The sequence below is a fragment of the uncultured Sphingomonas sp. genome (assembly GCF_964250165.1).
GTDB lineage: Bacteria > Pseudomonadota > Alphaproteobacteria > Sphingomonadales > Sphingomonadaceae > Sphingomonas.
Genome location: NZ_CAXUEK010000068.1, coordinates 4,803 through 15,181, shown reverse-complemented (window position 1 = coordinate 15,181; position 10,379 = coordinate 4,803). Strand labels below are relative to the sequence as shown.

The window sequence follows — 10,379 nt, the reverse complement described above, 5'->3', positions numbered from 1 at the left end:
GGGCCGGCCGCCACAATGCGTGGGAGCATTCGAATGAAGAAGATTGCGATTGCCGCCGTCGCGGCCGCCGGCCTGCTGACGCTCGGCGCGTGCAACAAGCACGACGACAACCCTGCCGCCCAGAATCTGGAAGCGGCCGCCGACAACCTCGACGAGGCGGCAGACAATGCGACGACCGAGAACGGCGGCGCGATGCTCGACAATGCAGCTGACAACCTGCACGCGATGGCAGACAATGCCGCCGACGCCAGCGACAACGGCGCGACCGCCAATCCGGCGACCGCTGCGAACGTTGCCGCCGGCAACGCGATGGGCCATTGAGCCGCTGACCTTCGGATGACGGGTACAGGGGCCGGTCCCGGACGCTAGCGCGCCGGGGCCGGCCCCTTTTCTTTGTCTGGTGAGGATCGCCGATGAAGCTGCTTGTTCTTGTCTCGATCGCCGGGCTGGTTTTGCTGACCGCCTGCCGGCAAACGCCCGAGGCTTCGGCGATCGACCACAATGCCGCGATGATCGCCGACAGCCTGGAGCGGCAGGCCGACAATATGGAGGCGATGGCAGGCAACGTCGCCGATCCGAACATGTCGGACGCGCTGGAAAACGCCGCCGACCGGCTCGATGACGTGAAGGACAACGTCGAGCGCATCGCGGCAAAGCCGCGCCGTCGGTCGTAGCTGTCGCCACGCCGGCCGCGCGCACTGCGCGTCGCGATCAGCTACGCTATCCGCGTCCGCAGCGCGCGGTGGGCCCGGCAGGACTCGAACCCGCAACCTAGCCGTTATGAGCGGCCAGCTCTAACCATTGAGCTACAGGCCCCCACCGCCGGGCGCACGCGAACAGCCAAGCTGTTGCGCAACGCCCAAGGTCGGCCAGCGCATCCGTGCGACTGACGAAAGGGCTTTGCCGCGACGGCCGTGCCGAAGCAAGTTTCCGTTTCGCGGGCGCCTCTCGCGCCGTCGTCGCTCGTCATCTCCGCCAATTCTGCCGCGCGTGCCGCTTTGCGTTTAGCGCCGCTGCCGGCGTGCCGGCTGTACCTTGGTCGGGGAGACAGGATTTGAACCTGCGACATCCTGCTCCCAAAGCAGGCGCGCTACCGGGCTGCGCCACTCCCCGACGCGGGCACGGCGCCTAGCCGAGCCGGGCGGTGCGCGCAACGCATCACGCGCCTGCCGCCGCCAGCACTTCCGTCAGCGACGCATGGGCGTAGCCGCGCGCGGCCAGCCGCTCCAGCACCGCGTTCCACCAGCGCCAGAACGCCGCCAGGTCGTCCTCGTCGCGGACATAGGGGGTGAACCCCGGCACCAGCGACGGCGAGTGGAAGGAGAAGGCGAGCAGCCGTTCGCCGTCCTGCACGGCGACGTCGATCGCCTGGAGCGCTGCCGCCAGCGGCATGTCCTCGGGCGTCAGCGCGACGCGCTGGATGAGCCCGGCGCGCGCCGCCAGGCCGCGGCCGAACGGCACCGCCCCCAGCGCGCGATACAATGCCCGGCCGCCGTGCCGCGCCAGGCCGGTATGGATGGTGGTCAGCGGCAGCTCGACCACGCCGTCATCCCGCCAGGCCGCGTTGCCGAGCGCCCGGAAATCCGGGCCGCCATCGGCACGATAGTCGTAACCGGCACGCACGGAGCTATCGAGCCGGTAGCCCGCGTCGCGCAGCAGCCCCAGCGTCGCCGGCCCGAGCCCGTACCGCCCCGCCCTGAACGCCCGCGGTGGGGCATCGAACGCCGCCGTCAGCGCCGCCGTCAGAGCCGCGATCTTCGCCGCCTCCAGCGCCGTCGGAAGATTGCCCTGATAGCTGGTGAAGGGTGTCACCGGCGCCGCGGACGGCGGTGTCACCCAGGCGTGAAGCTGCGCGCCGATCGCCGAGCGCGGATGCGCCGCGGCCTCCGCCAGCAGGTCGACCGCGACGGGATCGGTCGCGACCGGGTGATCGACCATGCAGGTGAGCCCCGCCCCTGCCTCGGCAAAACGTCGGTGGGCGGCGGGGAAGGCCCGCATCGCCGTCGTGGCGCGCTGGCCAGGATCGAGCGGGGCGCGCCAGTCGAACTCCTCCTCGACATCGCAGAAGAGGGTGAAGCGCCGCCCGAAAGCGTCGGGCCAGCGGATTGGCGTGGCAGGCGTGGGGCGAAACGGGCGATGACCCGCAGGAAGGCCGCGCGGGCCGCCCGCGTCGTCCGTCACTGCGCCGCCGCCTGCTCCACCTCCGCATTGAAGGCGGCAGGGAGCCGCAAAGTCAAGCGATCGTCCTCGATCGTAAGCCGGCCGCCCAGCTCGGCAGCGAGATTGCGCAACAGCCTGAGCGTGAAGCCTGCCCCGAGCAGCGGACCGCCCTGGTCCTCGCTCTCGGCATCGATCGCGAGCAGCTCGCCGCCATTCGTCACCGCCAGCCCGCGCGGGCGGGTGACCGCCACGCGCACGGTGCGCGTCTTCGCCGCCACCTGCACCCGCAGCCGCTCGCCAGCCTGGGCGGCGGCGATCAGGGTCGCGAGCAGGCGCGAGACCAGCCGCGTCGCCGCGCGCTCGTCCGCCGCCGCCAGGGCGGGCTCGCCCGCGTCGATCGCCACCGTCGCGCCGCGCTCGGCCATCAGCGGCGTCAGCTCTTCCGCCGCGTGGCGGACCAGTTCGGCAAGGTCGACCTGGCCCGGCCGCAGTTCCAGCGCGCCGCCCTCGATACGGGCCGCCGCGTCCAGATCGTCGATGGCGGCGAGCAGGTCGCCCGCCTGGCGCTGGATGCCCGCCGCCCGCTCGCGATAGACGGGCGCGACCGGGCCCAGCAGCTCGCTGCCGATCAGCTCGGCGAAGCCGGCGATCGCATTCATCGGCGTGCGTAGCTCGTGCACCAGCTGCCGCAGCTGGTCCGAGGCGCTGGCGGCGGGCGCGGCGGTTTCGTGCGGGTGCGGGCGCCGCGCGACGCCGCGCATCCCGGCGAACCGGCCGCTCGCGGCGTCGAACACCGGCTCGGCCGCCAGCCGCCATGTCCCGGCCGCCGCCGACACGCCGCCCACCTCCAGCCGCGCGTCGCGAAACGCCGCGCGTCGCCGGAGCGCGCCGCCGGGCGCGGCGTCGAGCTGCACCACCCCCTGCGGCCGCGCGTGCGCCAGCGTCGCGCCGATCAGCGGCCCGCGGGGCACGCCCTCCACCCAGCGGATCACGCCGGCCGCATCAGTAGCGAAGCGAAACCGGTCCGCGTCCGGCGCGGCGGGGGGAGAGGCGGACGGCGCCGGGCGCGCGCGCTGGAAGGCGTCGATCCGCGCCACCAGCTCGGCGATCTCGAAGCGGGGCGCGGGCTCGGCCGTCCGGCCCAGCGCCTCGGCGACGAGCGGGATGGCGCGCGCCGCCTCCGCGACCGAGACGAACGGCGTCGTGTCGAGCGGCGCGACCGGACGCGGGGCCGGCAATGCGGGCGCGGTCTCGGCCGTCGCCGGTGCGTCGTGCCCAAGCACGAAGTCGGTCGCGCCGAACGCCTCCAGCCCGCGCACGACGTCGGCCGGGAGATCGCGGCGATGCCGCAGCACCGACCGCAACTCGGGCGTGAGCCGCGGCAGCAACGCCAGCCAGGCGTCCGCGTCGAGTTCCGCCGTGCGCAGCACCGGCGCGGCGACCGCGAGCGAATCTGCGGCGAAGAAGGCGACCAGCGCAGCCGGCGGCCGCGCGAAGGCGAGCGCGCGGGCGCTGGCTGCCCGCACCCCCGCCGCCACGTCGGGCCGGAGCGCCGCCAGCCGCGCCACGGCCGCATCGATGTCCGCCACGCGCCCTCGTCCCGCGAGATCGACGAGCTGCCGCCACGCCGCCTGCGCGCCGTTGGCGCTCGCGGTTTCGGCGGCGAGCACCGTCGTCAGGCTATCGTCGAAACGCACGCTGGTCCTCCCCGGCGAGCGCTGGCGGGCCGGTCACATATCCTTAACCGTTCGGCGGCCCCGGCGGAACGACGGACTTCGTCGCAAAGTGGCACAATTGCGTTTGCCCGCAAGCTTATTACAGCGTCTCCCGCAACGCTGCCGGCAACCGGCGAGGAGTCCCGCCCCGCGATGATGCTGGACCGTATCGATCACGAAATCCTGGCGTTGCTGCAGACCAATGGCCGGATGACCAATGTGGAATTGGCCGAACGGGTCGGGCTGACCGCCCCGCCCTGCCTGCGCCGGGTCCGCGCGCTGGAGGAGGCGGGGCTGATCCGCGGCTATCACGCCAATCTCGACGCGGTGAAGCTGGGCTATCCCATCACCGTCTTCGCGATGGTCAGCCTGAAGACCCAGGCCGAGCGCGACCTCGCCGCCTTCGAGGAGCATGTCGCCGGGATCGACGAGGTGCGCGAGTGCCACATGCTGAACGGCGAGATCGACTTCATCCTGAAGATCGTGGCCCGCGACCTCAACGCGTTCCAGGCCATCCTGACCACGCGGCTGACGGCGGCGCCCAACGTCGCGAGCGTCAAGACGTCGCTCACCATCCGCACCGCCAAGGCCGCGCCCGGGGTGCCGGTCGACCCGGCCTGACCGGCCGGGTCGGGGGCGCGGCGGCTCAGGCCGGGGTGCCTGCCGCCTGGTTGGTCCAGGTCGTCCAGAAACGGGCGATGTCGGCGCGCGGTGCGGCCTTCACCGCCGCGAACGCGGCAGTCGCGCCTGCCTTGTCGCCCGAGCGCGCCAGCGCGATGCCCAGACGCGTGTTCACGACGTCGGCATCGACGCCGCCCTTGGTCAGCGCCAGCCGGTACAGCTCGATCGCCTTGGCGTAGTTGCCGGTGCCCAGATACACCTCCGCCGTCTGCGAGGCGGAGGCGCCCGTCGACGCGGCCCTGGCCCTGGTTTCGAGCGCCGGCAGCGAGCCCTCGTTACGGATGCCGTTGGCGGTCTCGACCAGCATTGCCTTGGCTTCGGTGTTGGCGGCCGGGATCTTGCCGTTGGCGAGGCCCTCCTTCAGCACCGCCTGCGCCTCCGCGGGCAGGCCGGCAAGCTGCGCCTTCTGGGCATATTCAAGGTAGAAATACTGATCCGCCAGCCCGCCGGACGCGCGCATCAGGCGGAACAGGTCGATCTTCTGCTGATTGTCGAGCTTGGCGACCGAATCCTGCTGGAAGCCGTAGACGGCGAGCACCTCATACCAGGTCTTCGGGCTGGGATAGGCCGCGACATATTTGTTCAGCCACTCCAGCGTCTGCGGACCCATATGCTGGTGGTTGGACTGCGCGATCGCGTAGCGATACCATTCGTCGGGCGCCTTCTGCCCCTGCGCGGTCTTCTCGCCGATTGCCTTGTCGAGGTCCGCGGACCCGCCCGCGACATCGCCATTCTCGATCCTGGCCTTGACCAGATACAGGCTGAGGTTCGGATCGGTATAGCCCAGCTCGCGGGCCTTGGTGAAATAGTCGATCGCGACCGGATACTGCTTGCCGTTATAGGCGAGCGCAGCGCGCCGGAAATAATATTTGCCGCGGTCCGCCGCCGGCGTGCTCGGGTTGGCGATCAGCGTGTCCAGCGGCTTGGCGAGCGTGGCGTCGCTGGCGGGCGCGTTGGGATTCGCCTGCTGCGCCGCGTTCACCTTCAGGATCTCGACATTGTAGCGCAGTACCGCGCCGATATACCGGTCGTCGTCGGTCTGCGACGCGGCCTCGATCTGGGCGACCAGCGGCTCGGCCGTGGTCGGATCGTTGGCCGCGATCGCGTCCTGCGCGGGCTTGGCGACCTTGATGACGGCAGGGCTCAGCTTCAGGCCGGGCGCCTTGGCCGCCTCCTTGTCCTTGGCGAGCGCCGGCGGGCCGGCGACGAACACGGCGCCGCTGGCGAGCGCCGCGGCGAGCGCGAGACGGGACAGCATCTTCATGGGACTTCTCTCCTGAACGACGCGCGGGGGCCGCGCCGGGCTGCGCGCGCGTGTATAACCGGGCCGCGCGCCGTTCAAGCGATGGCGAGCGCGGTCATGCCCCTGCCCCGCCCGGCTTGAACGGGCATTGAACGGCTCCGGTGGGGTCGTTACCGCGCCGCCATGCCCGATCTCGCCATCCTGTACGAGCACCCCCTCTGGTTCGAGCCGCTGTTCGCCGCGCTCGACCGGCGCGGGGTCGACCATGTCCGGCTCTCCCCCGATGGCGCCTGGGACCCCGCGGACACCACGCCGCCGGCGCGCGTCGTGCTGAACCGGATCGCCATGTCGAGCTTCCTGCGCGAGCAAGAGCACCCGATCTTCCACGCCCAGGCGCTGCTCGACCATTGGCGGCGGGCCGGCGCGCGCGTCGTCAACGGCGCCGACGTGATGGCGGTGGACGCGTCCAAGGCGCGCCAGCTGTCGCTGATCGCCGGGCTCGGGCTCGCCATCCCCGCCACCCGCGTCGTCCACCGCGCCGCCGACGTCCCCGCGGCGGCGGCGGCGATCGGCTTTCCGCTGGTGGTGAAAGCCAATATCGGCGGCTCCGGCGCGGGGATCAGCCGCTTCGACAACCTGGCGGAGCTGCGCTACGCGGCGGCGGCCGGCGAGCTGCCGACCAGCGTCGACGGCGTGCTGCTGGTGCAGGAGTACGTCCCCGTCCGCGGCGGCGCGATCACCCGGCTCGAAACGCTCGATCGCCGCTTCCTCTACGCGATCGAGGTGGCGGGCGGCGGCGCGTTCGATCTCTGTCCGGCCGACGCCTGCGTCGAGGGCTCGGGGATCAGCATGACGGCGGTCGCGCCCGCGCCGGCGCTGGTCGAGGCGGCCGAGGCGATCGCCCGCGCGATGGATCTCGACGTCGGCGGGGTCGAGGTGATGGTCGACGACCGCGACGGCGTCGCGCGCTTCTACGACATCAACGCGCTCTCCAATTTCGTCGCCAGGCCCCTGGATGTGCTCGGCTGGGACCCGCACGACCGCCTGGTCGATTATCTCATCGCCCGGATCGAGGAGGCGGCCTGATGCGCTACGGTTACTGGATGCCCGTGTTCGGCGGCTGGCTGCGCAACGTGGCCGACGAGGGCATGGCGGCGAGCTGGGCCTATGCCAGGCAGCTGGCGCAGGACTCCGAGCGCTGGGGCTATTCGCTCAGCCTCGTCGCCGAGCTCAACCTCAACGACATCAAGGGGGTGGAGCAGCCCGCGCTCGACGCCTGGTCCACCGCCGCCGCGCTCGCCGCGGTGACGGATAGCCTGGAGCTGATGGTCGCGGTCCGCCCCAATTTCCACCATCCGGCGCTGTTCGCCAAGGCCGCGGCGAACATCGACCAGATCAGCGGCGGCCGCCTGGCGCTCAACGTGGTCAGCAGCTGGTGGGCGGACGAGGCGCGGCAATACGGCCTGCAGTTCGATCAGCATGACGATCGTTACGCGCGGACGTCGGAATGGCTGAAGGTGGTCGAGGGGCTGTGGTCGCAGGAGCGCTTCTCCTTCGCGGGCGACTTCTACACGACGCAGGACGCCATCTGCGCGCCCAAGCCGGCGCACCACCCGGTGATCTATGCCGGCGGCGAGAGCGACAAGGCGAAGGCGCTGATCGCGGCGCAGTGCGATGCCTATGTCATGCACGGCGATCCCGCCGCCGCGATCGCGCCCAAGATCGCCGACATGGCCGCGCGCCGCGAGGCGATCGGCAAGCCGCCGATGCAATACGGCATGGCCGCTTACGCCATCGTCCGCGATTCGGAAGCCGAGGCGAAGCGCGAGCTGGCGCGGATCACCACCGTCTCCGAGCTGCCTGCCGGCTACGCCAATTTCGACCAGTGGCTGTCGGGCACGCAGCTGGAGCGCGAGCTGAAGATCCAGGAGTACAGCGTCTCGAACCGCGGCCTGCGCCCCAACCTGGTCGGCACGCCCGAGCAGCTGAAGGAGCGCATCGCCGAATATGAAGCCGCGGGCCTCGACCTGCTGCTGCTGCAGATGAGCCCGCAGGCGGAGGAGATGGAGCGGTTCGCGAACCAGGTGATGGGCAGCTAGGAAGAGCGCGGTCGCACCGCGCCGCTGGCAAGCACGGCCGGCGGCGTTTACGCGTGCGAAGAAGCGGGACCCCGCATGAGGCCGGGGTGACGGCGTGAGGGGCCTGCACCGTTTCTTCACATCGGTCGCCGTCTCATCTCCACGTCACGTCGCTATCCAGCGCGCATGCTCCACGCCGCCATTGACGCCGCCGCGCCGCTCACCATCGTGTCGCCGATGCCCCGCACCGTCCTGGTGGTCGACGACGACCCGCATATCCGCGAGCTGCTCGTCTTCGCGCTGGCCAAGGCGGGGCTGGACACGCGCGAGGCCGGCGACGGCGAGGCGGCGCTCGCCAGCGTCGCGCAAGCCGCGCCCGACTTGGTCGTGCTCGACATCAACATGCCGCGGATGGACGGGCTGGAGGTCTGCCGCCGCCTGCGCGCGCCCAACACCTCGCACGCCGACGTGCCCGTCCTGTTCCTCTCCAGCCGCGATGACGAGATCGACCGCATCCTCGGCATCGAGCTGGGTGCCGACGATTACGTCACCAAGCCTTTCTCCCCGCGCGAGGTGGTCGCCCGCGTCCAGGCAGTGCTGCGCCGTACCGCTGCACTGCCGCCGGCAATCGCCGGCCCCGCCATCCGCCACGGCCGCCTGACGCTCGACCTCGACGGCTGGCGCGCCGAATGGGCCGGCGAGGAGGTCGCGCTCACGCTCACCGAGTTCTCGATCCTGCGCACGCTGGCCGCGCACCCGGCCAAGGTGTTCAGCCGCGACGCGATCATCGATCGGCTGCACGGCCCCGGCTTCGCGATCACCGACCGCACGATCGACAGCCACGTCCGCAACCTGCGCGCCAAGTTCGCCGCCATGGGCGCGACCGACCTGATCGAGACCCGCGCCGGCATCGGCTATCGCCTCGGCTTGTGCGGGGAATGACCGCTCGCTCTCCCTCCCGCCCCCGGGAGGGGGCTTGATCGCCCAGGCCAAGACCTGGCTCAAGGCGCGCTGGCCGCGGCTGCGGTTGCGCACCGTGCTGTTCGCGACGCTGTTCGTGGTCGCGGCGCTGCCCGGCTTCGGCGCGGTGGGCCTGCGCGTCTACGAGAACACGCTGGTCCGCCAGACCGAGGCGGAGCTGGTGGCACAGGGCGCGGCGCTCGCCGCCGCCGCGGCCGCCGACTGGCCGGCCGCCGTGGCCGAGCGGCTCCCTGCGGCGACCGACCTTCGCCCCGAGCCGCCGCGCATCGACCTGAACGCCACGCCGATCCTCCCCGCCCGGCCGCAACCGGTCGCCGCGGGGCCGCCCGATCCCGCTGCGGTCACGGCCGCGCAACGTCTTGCGCCGGTGCTCGCGCGCACCCGCCAGGTCACGCTGGCCGCGCCGCTGCTGCTCGATGCCCGCGGCCGGGTCGCGGCCGGTCCGCTCGCGGGCGGCAGCTACGCCGCCCTGCCGGAGGTGCACGCGGCGCTCGCCGGCCGGCCCGCCACCGTGCTTCGGCACAACGCCGGCTATCGCGCGGTCTATGCCTTCGAATGGCTGTCGCGTGCCGCCGATATCCGCGTCCATCATGCCCGCCCGATCGTCGTGAACGGCCGGGTCGTCGGCGTGCTGCTGCTGTCGCGCTCGGCGCGGGCGCTGTTCCGCGGGTTGTACGAGGATCGCGGCAAGATCGCGCTCGGTGTCGCGGCCATCTTTGCCGCACTCCTGTTCCTGACGGCGCTGCTCTCGCGCAGCATCGCCCGGCCGGTGGAGGCGCTGAGCGCCGCCACACGCAGCGTCGCGGCCGGCGGCGGCATGGTGCCGGACGCGCCGCCCACCGCCGCCGTCGAGATCCAGGACCTGTACCGCGACTTCGCCGCGATGGCCGCCGCGATCGAACGCCGCTCGCGCTACCTGCGCGACTTCGCCTATGCCGTCAGCCACGAGTTCAAGACGCCGCTCGCCGGCATCCGCGGCGCGCTGGAGGTGCTCGGCGAGCCCGATCTCGGTGCCGCCGACCGCACCCGCTTCCTCGCCAACGCCGATGCCGACGCGGCGCGTCTCCAGCGCCTCGTCACGCGCCTGCTGGAGCTCGCCCGCGCCGACATGGCCCGCGCCGGCGACGGGGCGGCGGACGTGGCGCGCGTCGTCGCCGCGCTGCACGTCGACCCGATCGCGATCGTCGCCGACGTGCAGGCGGCCCTGCCACCGGTCGCGATCGCTCCGGCTGCGCTGGAGCGAGCGCTGGTGACGCTGGTCGAGAACAGCCGCCAGGCCGGCGCGCGCCAGGTGCGGCTGACCGCACGGCAGGAGGCGGACCGCGTCGTCCTCGCCCTCGCCGACGACGGCCCCGGCATCCCGCCCGCCGATCGCGCCCGCATCTTCGAGCCCTTCTTCACCACCCGCCGCGCCGAGGGCGGCAGCGGCCTGGGCCTGCCCATCGCCCGCTCGCTGCTCGACACCGCCGGGGCGACGATCGCGCTGGGTGACGCGGCGACGGGCGCCTGCTTCGTGCTGTC

The 10,379-nt window shown here is 72.2% G+C and carries 10 protein-coding genes and 2 tRNA genes; 7 read left to right on the top strand and 5 right to left on the bottom strand.

Annotation, left to right across the window (positions count from 1 at the left end):
• Together ACFE64_RS12485 and ACFE64_RS12480 are read left to right on the top strand one after the other, a co-directional pair.
• Positions 1–321, top strand: a 321-nt coding sequence (locus tag ACFE64_RS12485; RefSeq protein WP_375392788.1) for a hypothetical protein, incomplete at its 5' end; no start/stop codon positions are given.
• 92 nt (positions 322–413) lie between these two features.
• Entirely contained in the window at positions 414–674 is a 261-nt protein-coding gene (locus ACFE64_RS12480; protein ID WP_375392787.1) for a hypothetical protein, read from the top strand.
• Positions 675–743: 69 nt separating this feature from the next.
• On the opposite strand, the gene ACFE64_RS12475 is transcribed toward ACFE64_RS12480, so the two are convergent.
• From ACFE64_RS12475 to ACFE64_RS12460, 4 genes are all read right to left on the bottom strand, one after another.
• Positions 744–816: transfer RNA gene (locus ACFE64_RS12475), tRNA-Ile, on the bottom strand.
• A gap of 220 nt (positions 817–1,036) precedes the next feature.
• Positions 1,037–1,113, bottom strand: a tRNA-Pro gene (locus ACFE64_RS12470).
• A 45-nt stretch (positions 1,114–1,158) separates the two neighbouring features.
• Positions 1,159–2,181 (bottom strand): WalW protein, encoded by a 1,023-nt coding sequence (locus ACFE64_RS12465; RefSeq protein WP_375392786.1) that lies wholly within the window; start codon positions 2,179–2,181, stop codon positions 1,159–1,161.
• Complete coding sequence (locus ACFE64_RS12460) at positions 2,178–3,857, bottom strand: sensor histidine kinase (protein ID WP_375392785.1); 1,680 nt, start codon at positions 3,855–3,857, stop codon at positions 2,178–2,180. The genes ACFE64_RS12465 and ACFE64_RS12460 overlap by 4 nt, the downstream gene beginning before the upstream one ends.
• A gap of 171 nt (positions 3,858–4,028) precedes the next feature.
• Between ACFE64_RS12460 and ACFE64_RS12455 the strand changes: the two genes are divergently transcribed.
• Positions 4,029–4,496, top strand: coding sequence for an Lrp/AsnC family transcriptional regulator (locus ACFE64_RS12455; protein WP_375392784.1), 468 nt, complete (start codon positions 4,029–4,031; stop codon positions 4,494–4,496).
• Between the two features lie 25 nt (positions 4,497–4,521).
• On the opposite strand, the gene ACFE64_RS12450 is transcribed toward ACFE64_RS12455, so the two are convergent.
• On the bottom strand, positions 4,522–5,820 hold the full coding sequence (locus ACFE64_RS12450; RefSeq protein ID WP_375392783.1) for a hypothetical protein: 1,299 nt from the start codon (positions 5,818–5,820) through the stop codon (positions 4,522–4,524).
• 162 nt (positions 5,821–5,982) lie between these two features.
• Here ACFE64_RS12450 and ACFE64_RS12445 point away from each other — a divergent pair, with 162 nt between their 5' ends.
• The 4 genes from ACFE64_RS12445 to ACFE64_RS12430 all read left to right on the top strand — a co-directional run.
• Entirely contained in the window at positions 5,983–6,885 is a 903-nt protein-coding gene (locus tag ACFE64_RS12445; RefSeq protein WP_375392782.1) for a RimK family alpha-L-glutamate ligase, read from the top strand.
• Positions 6,885–7,898 (top strand): LLM class flavin-dependent oxidoreductase, encoded by a 1,014-nt coding sequence (locus ACFE64_RS12440; protein WP_375392781.1) that lies wholly within the window; start codon positions 6,885–6,887, stop codon positions 7,896–7,898. Before ACFE64_RS12445 ends, ACFE64_RS12440 begins: the two co-directional genes overlap by 1 nt.
• Positions 7,899–8,063: 165 nt before the next feature.
• Positions 8,064–8,819, top strand: coding sequence for a response regulator transcription factor (locus ACFE64_RS12435; RefSeq protein ID WP_375392780.1), 756 nt, complete (start codon positions 8,064–8,066; stop codon positions 8,817–8,819).
• Positions 8,820–8,853: 34 nt separating this feature from the next.
• The coding region (locus ACFE64_RS12430; RefSeq protein WP_375392779.1) for a sensor histidine kinase at positions 8,854–10,379 on the top strand (1,526 nt) is incomplete at its 3' end.

Bases quoted from the DNA above. Each gene is read 5' to 3' on its own strand.
- ACFE64_RS12480 (WP_375392787.1), top strand. From the start codon at position 414: ATGAAGCTGCTTGTTCTTGTCTCGATCGCCGGGCTGGTTTTGCTGACC.
- ACFE64_RS12435 (WP_375392780.1), top strand. From the start codon at position 8,064: ATGCTCCACGCCGCCATTGACGCCGCCGCGCCGCTCACCATCGTGTCG.
- ACFE64_RS12445 (WP_375392782.1), top strand. From the start codon at position 5,983: ATGCCCGATCTCGCCATCCTGTACGAGCACCCCCTCTGGTTCGAGCCG.
- ACFE64_RS12450 (WP_375392783.1), bottom strand. From the start codon at position 5,820: ATGAAGATGCTGTCCCGTCTCGCGCTCGCCGCGGCGCTCGCCAGCGGC.
- ACFE64_RS12440 (WP_375392781.1), top strand. From the start codon at position 6,885: ATGCGCTACGGTTACTGGATGCCCGTGTTCGGCGGCTGGCTGCGCAAC.
- ACFE64_RS12455 (WP_375392784.1), top strand. From the start codon at position 4,029: ATGATGCTGGACCGTATCGATCACGAAATCCTGGCGTTGCTGCAGACC.